Raw genomic sequence first — 18557 nt, forward strand, 5'->3', positions numbered from 1 at the left:
TGGGTGTAAAATATTGTCCTTTCTTAACCTGCAACCAGAAGGGGTGTCACGATGTCAAAATACTACAGCATTCGCACCAAGCTAATCGCTTTTATGCTTATTGCCACGACGATTCCTCTGCTGGCGTCCATCAGCATGACGTTTATCCAGACCAAGAACGCCCTGCGCGAGCAGGCTGTCGCCGAGAATAAACGCCTGATCTTTCAGGCGTCCACCAATCTCAACAATTATGTGGATAACGTGACAAGAGCTTCGCTGGCTGTGTACAATGATCCGAATTTTCTGCGGAATCTGGCGAAAATCCCCGGCGACTATCGCGCAGTTGCCGAGGTATACACCACCCTGCAGACGATACGCTCGGCTGTGCCCGATGTATTTCAGCTGTATCTGCACTCCTTTGCTGCCAATCAATCGACATTGATTGCGAATCCTTTCCCGAAGCGGGAAGAGCGCAAACAGGCATACTCCGACTCGCTTCATGGAAAATCGGACGATAAAAGTCCGGATATCTGGGTCGAATCGGCGCACCTTAGTCATTCCTACGGCTTCAAGGCGGCGTCAGCAGATGACCCTCCAAGAACAGTGATCACCCTTTACCGTGTGATCAAGGATGTACCTTCGACCGAACGACTGGGTGTGCTCGCCATCGATTTGAATATGGATACCATTGCCGAAATTTGCAGCAGACTGTATGATCCGGCAAAGGAACAGATCTATGTCATCGACAATCAGAACCAGATTATTTACGAAGGAAAGTCGGAAGTCAGCGGAACGGATGCATTGCGGCAGGAGGCAGCGACTGAGTTAAATTCGGCACGTTCCGATGCAGGGACAGCACAGACCGCTTCAGGTCATTTTGAACAGGATCATTCGATGTATGTGTACCAGCAGTTAGGCAGTAAATTTGCGAACTGGACCATTGTTAAACAGATTCCGAATGAAACGTTGTACGCGAGTGCCACCACATTAACGTGGAATAACGCCATGATCGCCATTGCTGCACTGTTATTGGTTATTGTGGCAACCCTGTTCATCTCGATCCGCATCACCGGACCGCTAAAGCAATTAATGCGTTATATGAATCAGATTCAGGCAGGACGCCTGCATGTGGATATCCGGTTAACGAGTCAGGATGAGATCGGTGTGCTTGCTCGTCATTTCCGGGATATGATGGATACGGTGAACAATTTGATTTTGCGTGAATATCGCCTTGAAATTGCGAATAAAACAAATCAGCTTAAAGCGCTGCAAGCCCAGATTCATCCACATTTTTTGTATAATACGTTGCAATCCATTGGTACACTGGCGCTTCAACAGCAAGGACAGCGGGTGTATGTGCTTCTCTCTTCCCTATCCAAAATGCTGCGCTATAGCATGCGTGACCAGACGCGGGTCACTTTACACGAAGAAGCCGAGCATGCACGGCTCTATCTGGAACTGCAAAAAGAGCGATTCGGTGACCGCCTGGAAGTTGAACTGGATTTTGCCGAAGATACCCTGCGCGCCGAAATGCCAAGAATGACCTTGCAGCCTTTGATTGAGAATTATTTCAAACATGGGGCGGATGTTCAGCCCGGCAAAGGCAGGATATGCATATCCAGTCAGCGAACGCCTGACGATTGGATTCAGATTCGGCTGGAAAATAACGGACCGTGCATTCCGGAAGACAAGTTGTCCGAGATTCAGCGTTGGTTGCGACCGGCATCCCTATCTTCCGATTCCTCTCAAGAACCGGATGAGACCGAGTCCATTGGATTGCGTAACGTGATGCGCAGGCTCCAACTGAACTCACCTCCGGGATACAATGCGACGCTTACGATTGGCAATCTGGAACCGAATGGCGTGCAGATCATAGTCAAACTATACGCGGGAGAGTGAACAACATGAAAGCTTTGATTGTCGATGATGAAAAACACGTCCGCGATGCGATTAAGCTGCTTGGTCAATGGGAAGCCGCAGGAATTGATACCTTGTATGAAGCGGCAGATGGTTACGAAGCGGTCGCTGCCATCACGGCTCATCAACCGCAAATCGTACTCAGCGATATGCGAATGCCTGGCAAGGATGGTATGGCTCTGCTGGAATGGATATCTGTTCATGCCCCGAATAGCAAGGTACTGGTCATCAGCGGATATGATGATTTTGAACTGGTCAGACATGCGATTCGATATGGAGGTACGGACTACCTGCTCAAACCAGTCGAAGCAGACGAACTGAATTCATCCTTATTTAGAGCAGTCGATGCCTGGAAAGAAGCCGATGCCGTTCGTATGCAGTCCACAAGACAATCCATGGTGGTCAATCAGATGCGTCCGCATTATCATGACAGACTGCTCACCGAGCTTGTTGTGGGACGCGGAAGTAACAATAGCCAATTCCAGCGGCTGCGGGATGAATTAAATCTGCCCAAGCAGATCGACAGTTGCAGTGTGGCCGTCACCAGCCTTTCCCATCTCGATGCTCAATGTTTGGCAAAATATCGCAGTCAGCCTGATCTGCTCGTATTCTCCGTGCTGAATATCTGTGCAGAGATGTTATCTCCACCTGCCGAAGGTGTCGTGTTCCGCCAGCTTGATCAACCGGATGAAGTCGTTCTCCTCTACTGGGGTCAGTGTTCATCCCTTCAAACCATTCTCGAAAAAGTGAACGATGGTCTGGAGCAAACCATCCAGCGCCGTCTTCATTTTGGTATCTCCAGCTGTGAGTTTTATCCTACGGGAACCTCAGGAGCATATCAGGAAGCAAGCATGCGGTTGTGGCGACGTAATGCTTTGCAAACGAAGCAGTGTATTCACGATACATTGGAGTCCTCCATCGGAAACAAGGGGCTGCGGTTATCGACCTTCGAGGAACCCTTGCGACTCGCAGCCATGAGCGGGCGGGCTTCCAGCGTATCCAATGCTGTCGCAGAATGGATTGATCCCATCACCCGACTCGATGTTGTAACAGCGGAGCAGATACAGCAATGGGTGGATGAAATGGAATGGATGATTGGCCGTTGGCTCGACGATGCAGCAGGCGCCCCACCGGAGGAGGAAGATGAAACGATAGAGGAACAACCCATTCCATTCGCCGAGTTACCTTTGGACCGTGAAGGACTGTTATCGCTGTCCTTGCTTCGCTCCCTGCTGGAACAGCGGTTGCTCGCAGCCGGAAAGGCACTCACTGCACATCATCACGCCACACCGGATCCGATGAGTGAGATTGCACGTTATATGGATGCCCATTATCAGGAGGACTTGTCTCTGCAGCAGATTGCTGCACGGTTCTACCTGAGTCGCGAATATATTTCACGCAAATTCAAGCAGCAGTTCGGGTTGAACTGGTCGGAGTATTTGGGTAAGCTGCGGATCAATAACGCCAAGCTGCTGTTACAGAACCCTTCCCTACGAATTGCAAAGATCTCGGAGATGGTCGGCTATCAGGATGAGAAATATTTCAGCAAAGTGTTCAAAAAAATGGAGGGAATCACACCGGGGGAGTACCGCAAAACGTTATCTGACGGAAATGCTTAATGAGTCTCCGGAACTGTGAAAATTCCACTAAATAAAACGTGCTCTATTCGTTGAACTGTAAAAGGGGCATCCCGTCATGTTATGACTCTGGGATAGCCCCTTTCCTGTTACATAATTACATAATATATGGATGCATTCTAGGGTCTGTCTTCAAATTCAGGTCAGCTATCCTATGGTGGAGGTTAACGTCTAAAAAGTCTCGAAGGGAGAAATTACGCTTTAACGGCGTTTCAATCGCTTGCTTGTACATTCAGGATGCCTTGCGTATGCCTGCTCCGAACACGTTCAGGTCCGCTTCGGCTTTCCTAAGGTTTGAAGACATTCTCTAATGAATACACCCGGATCTTCTTTTCTAAAAAATCAGCGATCCCGCAGTATGACCGAAGGAACAATACGAATGTAGATCAATTCACCCGCCAACTCCACAATCGTCTGGGTTACAATCACGGCGGCAGCAATTGTGGCCCACTCTTGAGGCAGTGCTAGTGCCAATGGCAGAACGACAAGTGAATTTCGGGTACCTGAACTAAAAATAACGGCCCTGCCTGCACCTGTATCCAATCGGAATAGAGCTGCAACGATTCGTGATAGGAAGGGCATGACAATCAGAAAAATAATATAAATGGGCAGAACATCCACAATTACAGCAAAATCATCGTAGACCTTCCCGATCTGCGATGCGACAACCACAATCAATGCCAGAGCCATCATGGGCACAGGCAGCCAGGCTGTTGCGTTCATGACCCGTTCTCCTCCGGCTTTGCCTCGGGTCACGACTTGTGTAAGAATAGCCAAAAGTAACGGTATTACGATCAGGAACAGAAAAGCCTCCAGGAAAGGTCCCACCTGCATGACCTGTGCCGCTTCATTCCCTATGAACAGCCACAAATATAGCGGCAATAAAACCATTTGTATAACAAACAGAATTGGCGTTGCTGCCAGCATCAGTTTCTCATTGCCCCGGCCTAGCTGCGTAAAAACAATGACGTAATCAATGCAAGGGGTGAGCAGCACCAGATAAACGCCTATGAGTACGGCAGGAGGTTGCGGAAATGCCAGGGTTAACAACCACACAACTACAGGTACAATGATAAAATTAGCGACCAGCAAAGCTCCAATAAATCGCAGGTTGGACCAGGATTCTTTTAGCTGTAAAAAAGGAATCTGTGCAAACATGCTATATAGCAAAATGGCAAGCACCGGTGAAACCGTATAATTCAGCGCAGACCCCCATTCAGGGGTACCCAGCCCAATCACTGCTCCCACGAATAGGGCAGCGACATAAAACCACGTTTGTTGTTTCTCCATCGTTTCTCTTGTAAACAACCTTCTTCCTCCTTAAAAGTGAACATATTTCTACTTCAACCAGCGTACATTGAGACGTAGCACAGCAAATAAGAGATCGGCAAACCACAGGATAGCCAGACAACGACCCTGTGAATTTTTTTGCGGCTTCTTATTAGAATGCGAAAGAACTGGGTATATTCATTGTAGACTGACCCGTGGTTCATTCATTTTCGTTAAACCAAGGAGGAAACTCAATGTCACGTAACAATCCGTACAAGTGGTTAAACGCGATTGGGTTTATCGCTGTTATCGTAGTAAACTACCTTTCCAACGCACTGCCCATCGGAGGCAGGACTAACAAGGAAGTTTCGGATATGTACCCTGTATTGCTCACCCCTGCAGGCTATGCTTTCTCCATATGGGGACTCATCTATCTGCTGCTCGCAGGCTTTGTCATCTATCAATTCGTTCCCTCTTCGTGGAAAAGAGACTCCATTACACGCCTCGGTTACTGGTTTCTAGCAAGCTGTGCTTTTAATGTAGCGTGGATCTTTGCTTTTCAAAATCTAAAAATCGGACTCGCATTAGTCGTCATCGTTCTGCTTTTGCTATCCCTGATTATGTTGTATGTAAAGACGCGTGCAATCACCCTTCCCACAACTGCCGAAATTTGGCTCGTGAAGCTGCCGATCAGCATATATCTTGGGTGGGTGAGCGTGGCAACCATAATCAATGCGGCTGTATTATTATATAAAATCGGCTGGGATGGCTTCGGGCTCAGTGAACCTACCTGGACCATCATCATGTTAATTGTAGGCCTGGTGCTGGCTGTACTGGTGAGCTTTCCTTACCGGGATAGTGTATACCCACTCGTCTTTACATGGGCATACATTGCCATCGCACTCAAACAAAAAGACGTCACCTCCGTATATTATACGGCAATTATCATTGCGATCGTACTGGCCATTTATGCGGTATGGCTGTTCTTCGCCCGTAATCAGGATCGGGATTAATCCCGATCTGTTATATAAACTCAAAAAGCCGATTTCGGTCATATGACCAGAAATCGGCTTATTATGTATCCGAGCATTTTGCATACATACCCGGAAGCGCATTATATTGAATTATGCAAAATGCTGATCCTTACTGGGGCGATTATCCGTCTCCCCTATTTGAGAGCAATGACCTCGATCTCCACAAGTGCATCCTTCGGAAGACGAGCAACTTCAACCGCGCTGCGTGCCGGATAAGGCTGTTCGAAGAACGTGCTGTACACTTCATTCACCGGAACAAAATCATTCATGTCTTTCAGGAAAACAGTCGTTTTCACGACTTTGTCCATACTCGTACCTGCTGCTTCGAGAATGGCCTTCACATTGCTCAGAGACAAACGAGTCTGCTCCTGTACATTGGCTCCGAATTCACCCGTTTGCGGGTTCAAACCAAGCTGACCGGAAGTATAGATGAAATCTCCTGCTTCAACGGCCTGGCTGTATGGACCAATGGCGCCTGGCGCCTGATCGGTAGAGATTGGTTTTTTCATGGACGAGCTCTCCTTCATGTTCGTTGTCCTGCCACCGCGAGGAGACAAGCCTCGAACTCATTTTTGAAGCTTATTATACCACGATCCCGCCTAGGCACGAAAAGAAATGTCTATCCGTAGCTCTCATTCCAACAGGAGATACCACGAACATCTCAGGACTCATTCAACCCAAGTACATGGATAATATCATTGGAATACACATGATTTCCCTTCGTTTGGACAAGTGCAATGTTTATCATGGCCCGAGCTATAGTGGAAGCCTGGATTGCCCGGTATTTATCCACTCTGCCTTTCATCCAGCGATCCAGAAATGTCATGACATGAGCTGCCAACTGCTCTCCCAACCGTTTTTCTTTGCGATCTCCAAGGATTAATGACGGACGGAATATATGCAGTGAACGGAAATCGATAGCCGATAATGCCTCTTCCATCTCTCCCTTGGTCCGACTATAGAATACACGCGACCCGGCATCTGCTCCCATGGAAGAAATGACGAGCATCTGGGATACACCATGCTCCTTGGCAAGTTTGGCAGCTTTCACGGGGTAGTGAAAATCCACTTGGCGAAAGTTTTCCTGACTGCCGGCTTTTTTAATCGTTGTGCCCAAGCAACAATATAAGTCATCAACATCGCGAAATAGATCTTTTTGTTCTTCAAGTTGCTCCCAGTCCACGACATGCTGCTCCAGCTTTGGATGTTCCAATTCGAGCGGGCGTCTGACCAATACACAAATCCGGCCATAGGCCGGATTCTGAAGCAAGCTGCGTACCAGCAGTCCACCCACAAGCCCAGTGGCTCCAATCACAAGAGCTTGCCGTTCGTGATTCTCCAAGTACATCCCTCCACATATCTCTATTTCAGAAGCACACGACGTCCAAGCGTAAACGTAAGAACCAGCATCGCTGCACCAACACCCACTTGGAAGCCATAGGCGGAAACCCAATTCATCGCGTCCGGCCAGGCTTCCATTTTCTCATACAACCAGCCACCAATCAGCGGTCCAAGAAAAGAGGTCACTCCGGTCAGAGCCGAATACACGGCGACAAACATTGGTCTTTCGCTTTTTGGTGTATCTCCGATTGTGAAGTTAAAAGCAAGCTGGTTGAAACCACCCACACCAATACCGAGAAAAATATGGGATAAAAAAAGCGCTATCAAAACAGGCATAAACGACATCAATCCCCATGACAGGCAGGAGAGTGCGATAATCGGTAATGTCCAAAATAATAAGGTTTTGTTGCTGAATCTCGCGTTCAAATTGCCCCAGATATAGAATCCGGCCATCATAACGAGCGTCTGGACCACAGTGATTATGGATACCGTCTGATAATTAATGTTAAGCAGATCAAGCATCACGTAGGAAAATAGCGGAACGATCAACGTCTGGATCAGTAACCAGGCCGCGAGGAACAGCGCAGCTTTCAGAAAGGAAGGATCCTGAAATGGCTTCTTGAACATGCGCCAGAAAACCTGTTCAGTTGAACGCTCAAACGGAACATCCGGATAAAAGCAATAAATCACCGTATTGGCGATGGCACATATCCATACAGGAATGAACAGGATTAAGAAACCCATTTCCCCGGGAAAACGGTCTAGAACGATGCCTCCCGCAAATAAGCATACGCTTCCAAGTGCGTTCAGAATCGTGTTTCGGATTCCGAAATAACGCCCTCTCACCTTGGCAGGAACGATGTCCCCAATCAACGAGGTCCAGATCATACCACCAATTGTATTGGATATGAATGCAACCGTATACACACCAATATAAATGCCTACCCACCATTCCTTGGGAAACAGGAACGGGATCAGTCCTGTCGAACTCCACAGGACGCGATGTATCCCCACAAACAATATAAGCATACGTTTGCGGCTCCGAATACGCTGCATCCAGTAAGCCGCTCCAATCTGGGCGATATTGACAAACGTCGTAATGGCGAGCACGAAGCCAATATGTCTTGACCCGGCCCCAAGGTACAGCAGAAATCCGGTTAAAAACGGGCCTCCCAGCAACGTCTGCAAAATAATTGCCGGTACTCCCTCCCATGTTGCAATGGATAAATTCGTACGTTGTGTTGAACCCTTGCGCCGTGGTTTGCTTGCAAACGGAGGAGGGTTAACGTTGACCGTCTTCTGTATGGGGATACACTCCTTAGACCGGGTTTCAAGTGCCGGCCGATGCTAGTTGTCACCCCAAATTCTACTCACAGCGTGATGGTTGTCAACTCATTTTTTCACGGTTCAACGGGAGATAGAGATAGAAGGTGCTTCCCTTGCCCTCAGCACTTTCAAGTTCGATCGATCCGTCCAGCAATCTGGCCAAATCCCGACTGATGGACAGGCCGAGTCCTGTTCCCCCAAATTTACGGCTAATGGACCCGTCAGCCTGTTGAAATGCCTCAAAAATGGATTGATGTTTATCTTCAGCAATGCCAATTCCCGTATCTTGCACCGAGAAAACAATCCATTGACTCACAATGCCTGACTTCTTAATTTGCTTGGTGCTCACAGTCAGTGTGACCTTCCCCTGATGCGTAAACTTGATGGCATTGGACATCAGATTACGCAAAATCTGCTGGACTCGTTGGGGATCAGACCAGAGGGTCTCTGGCAGCCCTGGCTTCTTGTCCAGTTGCAGCTCGACTCCCTTTTTCTCGGCAACCAACTGAAAGTGATTCATGGTATCTTCTGTGAGTTCTGCAACACTGATATCCTCTAATACGATATCCAGTCTGCCCGCTTCCACTTTGGACAGATCTAGAATGTCATTGATTAACGTGAGCAATTCCTGACCAGAAACTTCAATCATTGCGGCAAAACGTGCGATATCCTCCTGCTCCATCGTATCACTGTTCTCGCTGATCATCTGGGCGAAGTTAATGACACTGTTCAGCGGCGTTCGCAGTTCATGCGACATATTCGCCAGAAATTCCGATTTGTACTGCGAAGCAATCATCAACTGCTTAGCACGGTCTTCCAGCACGATCTGAGCTTTCTGCAATTCTTCCTTTTGGACAGACAATAAACGATTGGTACTCTGGATGAGCAAAATCCGATTCTGTTCATTCTGGAAATCTCGTAAAATAAAAGCAAAAATAAGACTAAGCAAAATACCAACAGGAAGGGTATACGGCATAATATGCGAGAAGAAATATGTAGCCGGGATAACGCCGACGATAGCAATGTTCACACTATTGACCATATTTACAATCACTGTGACGATGACACCTTTAACGATCAGCCTGTAGTCACTGCGTCTCATCCATATATTTAACGCTGCACACACCACGCCCAGAATCGACATATTAATAAGTGCAGCCACCGTAGCATCATTGATACCGAAAGTTAACCGGGTCAGCCCAATCCCAATCCCCACGATAATAACGCTATAGGGTTGTCTATACGTCAAAACGGCAACAATTAAAGGAACGAAACGAAGATCGAAGACAACTTCATCATTAAGCTGAAATCCAAATACAGTGCTGACCCAGCCTGCAAAAATAAGTACAAACAACGAACTGATCTGTTTTACTCGTGATGAAGCACGTATTACGATGTATTTATAGAACACACTAGCCAGGTAAGCAATGGTAATAAGCATCCCCATATTTAATACGAACATTTTTGAAAATTGCATTCACTCACTCCTGTTGTCGTGTATTCATTGAGAGAAAACCTGTAGTCCGTATGTACTTCTATCATATCATGCCCGTTCAACCTTCGACATTCCTTCGTCGTCAAAAAAATGCACAAAAATACACAAATCAGGATTCAATTTGTGCGCTGAACGTAGTAGAATATATTGTTGTTCGATTTTAATTGCTGTAATCCTGTTCCTTGCGAACATGGATGAAAGGAGAAACGGTGTTGTGCACGTGTTAAAAAGCAAATCCTACTGGCTATCGTTAAGCTTGATGCTTTCCTTGGCTGTCATGGGGATGTTCTATGATATTCTGAATAGTCCGGAACGCGGTTTCTCTGTGCTTGATTCCCCACTGGACCGGATTATCCCTTATGTACCTTCCATGTCCATACCCTATCTGGGCTGGTATCCATTTGTCTTCGGTGTGTTAGCTTATTTATGCGCCAAGGATCGGCTCACTTATTATCGCGTCCTGTTATCCATGAATATCTGTGTCTGGATCTGTTACCTGATCTATTTTAATTTTCAGACCATGGTGCCGCGTCCCGAGTTAACAGGTACAGGTCTCGGTGCATCTCTTCTTGGATGGCTCTACGGTCAGGATCGTCCATATAATTGTTTTCCAAGTATTCATGCCCTTCATTCTTATCTGGTTATGCGTGCTGTTCTTTCCGTCCAGAGCATCCGCAAACAGGTTAAACTGTTTGTTGCTGCCGGGGCAGCTCTGATTATATTATCTACCTTAATGATCAAACAACATGTCATCTATGACGCCCTGGGTGCGGTCATACTGGGTGAATGCGTTTTCACAATTATCACTGGGCTTTCGCTGCTCCGTCGCCGCAGAAAAGAATCGAAGTGGACAGAGGGGATCAGCTGACCCCTCGCTCCGACGATTTCTGGAGATGCTGTTGCCGTCTCCACTCATCAATAAACAAGCTTGCAAAATAGGGATCCCACTGGGTCCCTTTTCCTTCTTCCAAAATAGATAGCGCTTTCTCATGGCTCATTCCATTCCGGTATGGACGATCAGACGTCATGGCATCAAAAGCATCAGCCACAGCAATGATACGGCCAAACAGCGGAATCTCTTGACCTGCTATGCCATCAGGATACCCTTTGCCATCATATCTTTCATGATGAGACCTTACACCCGGCAGGAAGTCTGCCATGGCATCAATCGGTTCAATCTGTAACAAAATACTCTCTCCAAGAACGGGATGTGTGCGAATGACGGCGAATTCATCATCGGTGAGTTTTCCATCTTTCAATAACACTTCGTCGGGTATGCCGATTTTCCCAATATCATGCAGCAGCGCTGATTTGTATAACAGATCTGCTTGTTCTTCATTCATGCCGCTCAGTTTGCCGATCATAATTGAATACTCTGCCACCCGCATGGAATGACCGGCCGTATATTTGTCCCGTGCGTCCAATGCAGCCGCCAGGGTGGAGAAATAACTTTGCAGCAACTGCCGATTGCGTTCCTGTCTCATCTCAAGCCGGTTAATCATCATATTGAATCCGGAGATGAGCGCAGAAAATTCATCCGCGTACAGATCTGGCGTTCTTCTGCCAAGGTCTCCCTCCTGAATTCGGTTCATCTCCTCAGTCAGCTCCGCAACCGGACCACGAACATCCCGAATCAGCAGCCAGCTTCCCACAAGGGCGAAGCCTCCGCCTAGCACAACAATAAGAACTGCCCACAAAATATACTCTTTCGCAAACTCGCTATCCATATACTGAAGACGGATCGATGTAGCCAGGAAGAATAGAAATAATGGAAACAATCCGATCAGCGCCGTACTCAGCTGAAACTTACGCTGAATGGACACCAGGACACGTCCTCCGAGCGATGGCTCCATTCCATGCTGTTCTTTGCCTCTGCGGCGAACTTCCAGCAATAACGGTCTCACGGTCCGAACCGTCAGAAAATATTCAATCAGGGCATGCATCACGGCAATCAATAAGGCACACGCAGCTGCAACTGCGACGTATCCATACGGAAACTCCAGCCCCCCTGTGGAGATCATCCATATCGTCAATCCGGCAGCAGGCAGGGAGAACCCAAGCATGTGCGGACCCAAAATACGATAAATCGTTTGTCCTGGAAAACGGTGAATGCTCTCATACATCTTTGTCAATTCGGCCTTTTCATGATGCTCGGCGGCAAAGAATTGCCGAATGGGACCAAGTTGTGCCCATAGGGTAATGAGTTCAGCAACAAGCATGAACAACAGTGAAATCAACACAATGATTATGAGGCGTACAAATTGAATATTCGGTATTTGTAAGGTAGACACCATAACCACTGTACCTACCACAAAAACAGCTGCCATTGAACCGATAAGATAATTTCGCATCAGACGAAAGATAAATGAACGGTATACTTCCACCCCAACCCCTCACTCTCTAGCTATAAACCAGTTCTCCCACTAATGATGATAAAGGGAAATCAAGGGTACAGCCTCCTATTTGTTATCGGTTACTCGTACTAAAAAAATTAATTCATTTAACGGATGGAAAACCTTCATACTGGAATTAACTACGAATCGCTCGTCTAACTTATATGTACGCATACAACCATACAAAAAAGACTGCCCCCCCGTAGGGAACAGCCTGATATGACAAGACATTTCTTATCCTTTAATTTTGGCAGCCAGAATCATTGTACCACGCGGCGCATCACCCATCGCATCCGGTTCAAGCGTGATCGCAACCGTATCGTAGTCGTTGGCAGAGTCTAACGTATAATATACCGCTCCCGTTCCATTATGGCTTAGGAAGGTCCCCGCATTCTGAGGTGTATCACCCTTGATCAGCCAAACCTGGAACGCCTCGTTCCCTTCCAAAGTAGGCAAGTTCTCCGCCTGGACGACCAGGTGGGTGCCTTTGCTGTCAATGACGATGGTAGCCAGGCCTTGGGCCACAATGTCCTGTGTCGCCGGGCTCAGCTTGACGGCTTCGCCTGTCTGCATTCCTTGCGCAGGCTGCAGGGATGAAGCAAGCTGCTCCTGCAGCTGGGCATTCTGTGCCTGCGCCTGAGCAAGCTGCTCTTGCACAGCCGATGAGCCCGAAGCTTGCTGCTTCAGCGAATCGACCTGGCCTTGCAGCTGCCCGGCGTAGATGCCGAGCACGAGCGCCGCTGCCGCGAGGGCTGCGCTCGCTATGCGCCAGGCGCGGCTGCTGCGCGCACGCGCGCGCCCTTGAGGCTGCCACGGCGGTGCCTGTGCAGCCTCCTCCACCCGGGCTGCAGGCACCGCCGTCTCCGGCGGCAAGCCTTGCCCGGGCTGCGCCGCTTCATGCTGCGGCGCAAGATCCGCCTGAAGCACCGCGGGTGCTTCAGGCTTCGCAGGAGCAGTCGCCGGCTTCGTTCCGGCGCTCTCCTGCGCGTGTCCGAGCACGTTGCCCAGCACACGTGCTCGCATGCCAGGCGGCGGTGCAACAGGTTCCGCCGCGAGTGGCAGGAAACCCGTTACTTCCTGCAATTCCCTCACCTCCTGGCGACAAGACTCACAATGGGCCAAATGTGCTTCAAATGCTGCCACTTCCTCCGCTTCGAGTCCTCCCAGCACATACACCGGTGCCAGATCAGACCATTCCTCATGTCGTTCTATCATGGATGTATGCCCTCCCTTCCCGCGTCCGGATGCAATTCAGCATCAGCAAGCAGCTTCTGAAGCTGCCGCATTGCAAGCCTGACACGGCTCTTTACCGTACCCAGCGGAATCCCGAATCTGCTGGACACTTCCTGTTGCGTTAAACCCGCGTAATAGATCGATTCAATGACCTGTTGCTGGTCTCCGTTCAGCTGGGACAGGGCCTCCTTGATTCGGACACCTTCCCACTTGCGCTCCACTTCTTCTTCTGTGTTTGTATGTTCATCGGCATAAGCCGCCAGTGTCTCGTTCTCGACAGAAGTCGATGCTGCGCCTTTGGATTTCCGCCTCAGCATGTCCACTGCAATGTTTCGCGTAATCGCAAACATCCACGTGGTCAGCTTCCCCTGTGAGGCGTCATATCGTTCAGCATTGTTCCAGACCCGCAGGAATAGTTCCTGGACGGTCTCTTCTGCGGTCATCGGATCACCCACGATCCGGTAAGCAAAAGAATACACCGCTCGCTCGTAGCGGTCATATAAAAGCTCCAGTGCGGAAGCATCACGTTCCGCAATCTGTCGCATTAACCCGCTGTCCTCCATCGATCCAGTCATGCGAGGGCCCCTTTCCGTATCTTCCCTCTTATTATAACCTACGTAGAATCATTTGAAGAGGATTACCTAATGGAAGAAAAAATCTGAAATATTTTCGTAATTGTTTTCAATAAACGCTTTAACCTTCCTTTTTATTGCAAAAAATTACAGCCTGTGGTATACTATTAGAGTTGGTAATTAAACAACCTCATATGATTTTCTGTCTTCTTTAAACCCCGGAATATTTTCTTCATGCTGCGACCGCAGCGAACATGCACATTAACCTATGAAGATTGAAGAACCTGAATCACAATAACCCGGTAGTACAGAGTTTCACAAGATGTTCCCATTCACACTGGCGCGGTCATCGGAGCCGCAAGGACAAAAGAGAGGTAGGGCTTTTGTTGTTTTGGATGTCACTTATTCTTGAGAAGATTGAAAACATACACAAAGCACCCGGAATTGGGTTCCGGGTGTTTTTCCATGTCCATTTTTGATGGAAAAGTGTCCAGACAGCCAAAAGGCACCGATACAATCTCGGTGCCTTTCGACGGAGTTGTATGGATCAACTCCCTGATACAGTTGCTGTTGCACGATTTAGATAAACATCGTTTTGGAGATAATAACCAGCAGGATGAAAAGTACGAGAATCGTACCCATGGATCCCCAGCTTCCCCCACCATGCCCGTAGGAAGTTCCACAACCCTGTTGATAACCGTGCAGCATTGGAGCATGATTGGGATGATGAGCATACCCGTATCCATATCCCATTGGCATTGTTCCACATCCATACCCGTACCCATGCATTTCATGACCTGTGTATCCATGCATGTGCTCATACCCTCCCACGTATCCGTATACGTGTCCCTGTCCGTTCGGTGAATTCGGTTTAACTTCGCTCATTGTTCATTCCTCCTTAACATTTGCCTACACCCCTAAGCTATGTATTATGCCTACCTCTGGACCGGGCTATGGCCCTACTTTGACAAAATAGGCGTTTTCACTATTCTTGTAGGCTTGTCCTCAAACCAAAAAAACCCCACCGGTTACCCGGCGGAGTTCAAACATATTATACCCAGAAAGATTTAGTGATGATAACGAGAAGAATGAACAGAACCAAGATGGCACCAGTTGATGTCCAGCCGCCGTATCCTGCGCCTCCAAGTACTTCGCTCATGGAGATTCCTCCTTTACCAATGGTTTAGGTGTTAAGGGTCTATTAGATGACGAATGCTTTGGAAATGATAACCAACAAAATGAAGAGAACCAAAATGGCACCAGTCGATGTCCATGCGCCGCCGTATCCACCTACAACTCCACTCATGCAAAACCCTCCTTTTATTTGAGGTACAGTTCACTATATGCAAAAATCACACAGTAGATCGGGCTTTGGTTAAATTTGGGCAGGTATCTTCCTGTTTTGATCGGCTGTTGCAGGCTATCCTATAAATGAGCGGCATCGCTATTGGTATTGAAGAACGAAGTTACACACAGATGCAAATGTCGGATCTTTAGTCTCATACGCTCGTATTAAGGATACTCCAACATAGATAACTCACGATCAGTTGATCCATTTAATATTTAATATGATTTGCCATAAGGGTATATTTAGATAGAATTACATCCATCAAAAACAAATAATTACCATTTCGGTAATTATTAATTCTCAAATCTATAGTAATGTTATTATTTTACTTATAACGTAGAAAGGAGTGTCCATGCCTACTCTTGGTGAACGCATTAAATATTTACGAGAACTACGGGGGCTTTCACAGAAAGATTTATCACAAAAAACTAATCTCACTGTAGTACAATTGTCCCGGTATGAAACCAATCATAGGAAACCCGATCCAGATGCTTTAGGTCGTCTATTGGATGTTCTGGGGACAAGCGCTGATTATCTTATTGGAATTACCAAGAAACCATTCTCGGATTTAACCAAAGATTCGGATAAAACCATTTATTCTTATCTCGACCATCCTGTACACGGGGCCTTCCTCAGGGAATATCTTAATGCTCCTGATCAACTCAAGGATCAAACAAGGCAATTTTTAAAATTTATTATTGAACAATCACGTACTCACAAAGCTTGACCATTCAAAACGAAATGATGACCTTAGAAAAAATCCCATCCGATGGGAAGCACATTAGGAGAAATTAGACATTATGAAAAAGCTTATTACGATTTTGGCATTAGCTGCATTGCTTAGTGCTTGCGGTAATTCAGAAACAGCAAAAACAGCGGACAGTCAAAATTCGGAAGCAACCAATGCAATCGAAACTGTCTCAACTGAGGCTAAAGGGACAAAATACACTACATATAGTGGAGAAGGATTTTCATTTTCATATCCGGATTCCTGGAAAACCGTAGACACAAGTCAAATGAATATGCCCGTTATTAAAGCCGCTTTCTCGGACCAATCATCTTCAGCCCCATTTGCAGATAATATTAACCTTACTATTGAGGCCAATTCATCGGGTTCTTCCAATCCTGAAGAGTTTGCCAATAATACTGTTGACTATTATATGCAAAACGGTTCAACGATTGGTATTTCCGATTACAAAAAAACCAGTTACACGAATAAACCATATAAAGAGTCTAACGCAGGTGTTTTGCAAGGTTCCTATAAGCATTCCTCCGGTACAGATGTTATTCTTGTCCAGTATCTAATTCCAACAAACACAGAACTTTACAGCATGACGTTAACCTATGCCAAAGATACTTATAATCAAGAGGAAGTTAATGAAATCCTTGGCTCCTTAAGCATTACTGCTTCTCTAGACCAAACAGTACAAACTGCAACTGATGGAAATTCTTCTGCCGTTGCATCAGCTGCCGATTTTTTTAATGATTTAACTCCGTTCGTCACATCTGATGCAGCCGTGTTAGATCAAGTTTCTTATGATTTCATTGCCAATCATAGCGATTTGTTCCCAGCCAGCACCTCAGAACTTCGTAAAAATGCAAAAGGCCTCGTTAACTCCAAAGTGACGACCCGACATCTGAATAAAAATGTGGCCAACTATTATGAACACTTTGTAAAAGTTAGTGGACAAGTCGTTCAGGTAGAAGAAGACAACTCTCTTGGATCGACATTTTCTATAGTTCTCGTCATGGACGATAACGGCAACTATGTTACGGCGATATACCCTTCAACAACTGGAGACTTACTTGATGGAGACTACGCAACCGTAATTGGAGCACCTATTGCTAACTATTCTTTCCAAAATGTTGGAGGCGGATATACCAATTCCACTTTGATTGGTGCCTCGTTGGTAGTTGCAGATTAAAATGTTTCATGGTTCAACAAAAACCAGCCTTATAAAAAAGGCTGGTTCTTTTGCATTTGATTTATTAATGCTCTATATAAAACATAGGCTATTCAGGATTCTTAACTTAAGCCAATTAGTTCGGTCGTGTCTGTCGGGATGCCAGTTTGTCCTGAACAGATTGCAGCTTCTGCACACTTGAGGCATCCGGTTTGTCACGACGATCGTCAATCTTAACGGAGGTGGAGACTCGCTGCGCTCCCGATAGAAATGGTGCTTCATGCAAAGCCGCAATCGCTGTAAAGACCTCATTGAGTGGACCTTCGATAATGGTACTCATGGAGGTCAACTGATATGTAATGCCCCGCTGATTCTCCAATACTTTCTGCATATCCGCCACATAACTGCTTAAGCTGGTCGTCCCAGTGCCAATTGGAATTACGGTCACCTCTGCTATTGCCATTTTGCTCCGCCTCCTCGGGCCCCGCAAGTTACCGGTGCCGCTTATTTTTGGTCGATTTTTGCCTGTTTTTATTCTACCAGTTGAAGGAGCCACAATTCAAACTGACGTGATCACGTCATCTGATTTGACCAAAAATTTTTTTTGATAAATCTTCAAATCTTCCAGTCCTTTTCCTTTGCGGAATCTCGGCTTAAATGGTATACTCGGAATTACGTTTCACTGTGTTAACCCTGTTTACAAACACTATATGTTGGGTTACAGTAGGATAACAGTAACAAAATGTAGTGAAATTGAATTACCCCACTTCTATTAGTCATCTTCTGAAATCTCGCGAAAAACAGGATGGAATCACCTCCAAAGGCACGTCCCTGTAGGTGTAAATCGCTTTCTCGAAACAGACTTGACTCGGAGGTTAACGGGGCTATTTGGACTGCACCGGTATCCTCTAATTACAGGCGTGTCTGTTACAGACAAAAGATTACATAAGCACCCTTTTCTGTCTTTTCTTCAGATCTTTAAAGACAGCAAGGAACTCAGGGCATCCAAGGGCATTTTCAGCCGCGAGGCAGGGGGAATGCTTTTTATGTGACCATGTTCTGCGTGCTGCTCCTATGTGTAAGACACGCTATCACCGCCGTTCAGTCCG

General features: G+C 46.9%; 18 protein-coding genes. 6 read left to right on the forward strand and 12 right to left on the reverse strand.

The features are described 5' to 3' along the window. Positions 1 to 51 precede the first annotated feature (51 nt). A complete protein-coding gene (locus AMS66_RS05035) occupies positions 52 to 1878 on the forward strand; it encodes a cache domain-containing sensor histidine kinase (protein ID WP_053779745.1) in 1827 nt (608 codons plus the stop codon). A gap of 5 nt (positions 1879 to 1883) precedes the next feature. After that, complete coding sequence (locus AMS66_RS05040) at positions 1884 to 3515, forward strand: response regulator (RefSeq protein WP_053779746.1); 1632 nt, start codon at positions 1884 to 1886, stop codon at positions 3513 to 3515. A 360-nt stretch (positions 3516 to 3875) separates the two neighbouring features. Here AMS66_RS05040 and AMS66_RS05045 read toward each other — a convergent pair whose 3' ends face one another. Beyond that, positions 3876 to 4823, reverse strand: a complete 948-nt coding sequence (locus tag AMS66_RS05045; protein WP_053779854.1) for an arsenic resistance protein — start codon at positions 4821 to 4823, stop codon at positions 3876 to 3878. 233 nt (positions 4824 to 5056) lie between these two features. On the opposite strand from AMS66_RS05045, the gene AMS66_RS05050 reads away from it, so the two are divergent. Beyond that, complete coding sequence (locus AMS66_RS05050; protein ID WP_053779747.1) at positions 5057 to 5815, forward strand: tryptophan-rich sensory protein; 759 nt, start codon at positions 5057 to 5059, stop codon at positions 5813 to 5815. A 155-nt stretch (positions 5816 to 5970) separates the two neighbouring features. Here AMS66_RS05050 and AMS66_RS05055 read toward each other — a convergent pair whose 3' ends face one another. The 4 genes from AMS66_RS05055 to AMS66_RS05070 all read right to left on the reverse strand — a co-directional run bounded on the left by AMS66_RS05055 (position 5971) and on the right by AMS66_RS05070 (position 9980). After that, on the reverse strand, positions 5971 to 6345 hold the full coding sequence (locus AMS66_RS05055) for a RidA family protein (protein WP_053779748.1): 375 nt from the start codon (positions 6343 to 6345) through the stop codon (positions 5971 to 5973). Positions 6346 to 6497: 152 nt separating this feature from the next. After that, a complete protein-coding gene (locus AMS66_RS05060) occupies positions 6498 to 7178 on the reverse strand; it encodes an oxidoreductase (protein WP_236703195.1) in 681 nt (226 codons plus the stop codon). A 20-nt stretch (positions 7179 to 7198) separates the two neighbouring features. Then, positions 7199 to 8356, reverse strand: coding sequence for an MFS transporter (locus tag AMS66_RS05065; RefSeq protein WP_236703206.1), 1158 nt, complete (start codon positions 8354 to 8356; stop codon positions 7199 to 7201). Positions 8357 to 8564: 208 nt separating this feature from the next. Further along, positions 8565 to 9980 (reverse strand): sensor histidine kinase, encoded by a 1416-nt coding sequence (locus AMS66_RS05070; protein WP_053779751.1) that lies wholly within the window; start codon positions 9978 to 9980, stop codon positions 8565 to 8567. A 232-nt stretch (positions 9981 to 10212) separates the two neighbouring features. Here AMS66_RS05070 and AMS66_RS05075 point away from each other — a divergent pair, with 232 nt between their 5' ends. After that, positions 10213 to 10866, forward strand: coding sequence for a phosphatase PAP2 family protein (locus AMS66_RS05075; RefSeq protein WP_053779752.1), 654 nt, complete (start codon positions 10213 to 10215; stop codon positions 10864 to 10866). Here AMS66_RS05075 and AMS66_RS05080 read toward each other — a convergent pair. The 6 genes from AMS66_RS05080 to AMS66_RS33115 form a co-directional block, all read right to left on the reverse strand. After that, positions 10859 to 12382 (reverse strand): HD-GYP domain-containing protein, encoded by a 1524-nt coding sequence (locus AMS66_RS05080; protein ID WP_053779753.1) that lies wholly within the window; start codon positions 12380 to 12382, stop codon positions 10859 to 10861. The genes AMS66_RS05075 and AMS66_RS05080 overlap by 8 nt on opposite strands. A gap of 243 nt (positions 12383 to 12625) precedes the next feature. Further along, positions 12626 to 13606 (reverse strand): anti-sigma factor, encoded by a 981-nt coding sequence (locus AMS66_RS05085; protein ID WP_053779754.1) that lies wholly within the window; start codon positions 13604 to 13606, stop codon positions 12626 to 12628. Continuing rightward, entirely contained in the window at positions 13603 to 14199 is a 597-nt protein-coding gene (locus AMS66_RS05090) for an RNA polymerase sigma factor (protein ID WP_053779755.1), read from the reverse strand. Before AMS66_RS05090 ends, AMS66_RS05085 begins: the two co-directional genes overlap by 4 nt. Before the next feature lie 576 nt (positions 14200 to 14775). Continuing rightward, positions 14776 to 15081, reverse strand: coding sequence for a hypothetical protein (locus AMS66_RS34845; protein ID WP_053779756.1), 306 nt, complete (start codon positions 15079 to 15081; stop codon positions 14776 to 14778). A gap of 166 nt (positions 15082 to 15247) precedes the next feature. After that, complete coding sequence (locus AMS66_RS33110) at positions 15248 to 15355, reverse strand: sporulation protein YjcZ (protein ID WP_197521564.1); 108 nt, start codon at positions 15353 to 15355, stop codon at positions 15248 to 15250. 42 nt (positions 15356 to 15397) lie between these two features. Next, complete coding sequence (locus AMS66_RS33115; RefSeq protein ID WP_201782146.1) at positions 15398 to 15502, reverse strand: sporulation protein YjcZ; 105 nt, start codon at positions 15500 to 15502, stop codon at positions 15398 to 15400. Positions 15503 to 15896: 394 nt separating this feature from the next. On the opposite strand from AMS66_RS33115, the gene AMS66_RS05100 reads away from it, so the two are divergent. Both AMS66_RS05100 and AMS66_RS05105 read left to right on the forward strand, forming a co-directional pair. Beyond that, the gene (locus AMS66_RS05100) at positions 15897 to 16271 is read left to right on the forward strand and encodes a helix-turn-helix domain-containing protein (protein WP_053779757.1); all 375 of its coding nucleotides are present in this window, start codon (positions 15897 to 15899) and stop codon (positions 16269 to 16271) included. A 73-nt stretch (positions 16272 to 16344) separates the two neighbouring features. Next, entirely contained in the window at positions 16345 to 17469 is a 1125-nt protein-coding gene (locus AMS66_RS05105) for a PsbP-related protein (protein ID WP_053779758.1), read from the forward strand. A gap of 115 nt (positions 17470 to 17584) precedes the next feature. Here AMS66_RS05105 and AMS66_RS05110 read toward each other — a convergent pair whose 3' ends face one another. After that, the gene (locus tag AMS66_RS05110) at positions 17585 to 17911 is read right to left on the reverse strand and encodes an MTH1187 family thiamine-binding protein (protein WP_053779759.1); all 327 of its coding nucleotides are present in this window, start codon (positions 17909 to 17911) and stop codon (positions 17585 to 17587) included. Positions 17912 to 18557: the final 646 nt, after the last annotated feature.

This window comes from Paenibacillus xylanivorans (assembly GCF_001280595.1).
Lineage (GTDB): Bacteria > Bacillota > Bacilli > Paenibacillales > Paenibacillaceae > Paenibacillus > Paenibacillus xylanivorans.

Excerpts from the sequence above, each read along its gene's own strand:
- AMS66_RS05035 (WP_053779745.1), top strand. The coding sequence starts at position 52 with ATGTCAAAATACTACAGCATTCGCACCAAGCTAATCGCTTTTATGCTT.
- AMS66_RS05105 (WP_053779758.1), top strand. The coding sequence starts at position 16,345 with ATGAAAAAGCTTATTACGATTTTGGCATTAGCTGCATTGCTTAGTGCT.
- AMS66_RS05045 (WP_053779854.1), bottom strand. The coding sequence starts at position 4,823 with ATGGAGAAACAACAAACGTGGTTTTATGTCGCTGCCCTATTCGTGGGA.
- AMS66_RS33110 (WP_197521564.1), bottom strand. The coding sequence starts at position 15,355 with ATGAGCGAAGTACTTGGAGGCGCAGGATACGGCGGCTGGACATCAACT.
- AMS66_RS05055 (WP_053779748.1), bottom strand. The coding sequence starts at position 6,345 with ATGAAAAAACCAATCTCTACCGATCAGGCGCCAGGCGCCATTGGTCCA.
- AMS66_RS05070 (WP_053779751.1), bottom strand. The coding sequence starts at position 9,980 with ATGCAATTTTCAAAAATGTTCGTATTAAATATGGGGATGCTTATTACC.
- AMS66_RS05050 (WP_053779747.1), top strand. The coding sequence starts at position 5,057 with ATGTCACGTAACAATCCGTACAAGTGGTTAAACGCGATTGGGTTTATC.
- AMS66_RS33115 (WP_201782146.1), bottom strand. The coding sequence starts at position 15,502 with ATGAGTGGAGTTGTAGGTGGATACGGCGGCGCATGGACATCGACTGGT.
- AMS66_RS05040 (WP_053779746.1), top strand. The coding sequence starts at position 1,884 with ATGAAAGCTTTGATTGTCGATGATGAAAAACACGTCCGCGATGCGATT.
- AMS66_RS05100 (WP_053779757.1), top strand. The coding sequence starts at position 15,897 with ATGCCTACTCTTGGTGAACGCATTAAATATTTACGAGAACTACGGGGG.
- AMS66_RS05090 (WP_053779755.1), bottom strand. The coding sequence starts at position 14,199 with ATGACTGGATCGATGGAGGACAGCGGGTTAATGCGACAGATTGCGGAA.
- AMS66_RS05110 (WP_053779759.1), bottom strand. The coding sequence starts at position 17,911 with ATGGCAATAGCAGAGGTGACCGTAATTCCAATTGGCACTGGGACGACC.
- AMS66_RS05085 (WP_053779754.1), bottom strand. The coding sequence starts at position 13,606 with ATGATAGAACGACATGAGGAATGGTCTGATCTGGCACCGGTGTATGTG.
- AMS66_RS34845 (WP_053779756.1), bottom strand. The coding sequence starts at position 15,081 with ATGAGCGAAGTTAAACCGAATTCACCGAACGGACAGGGACACGTATAC.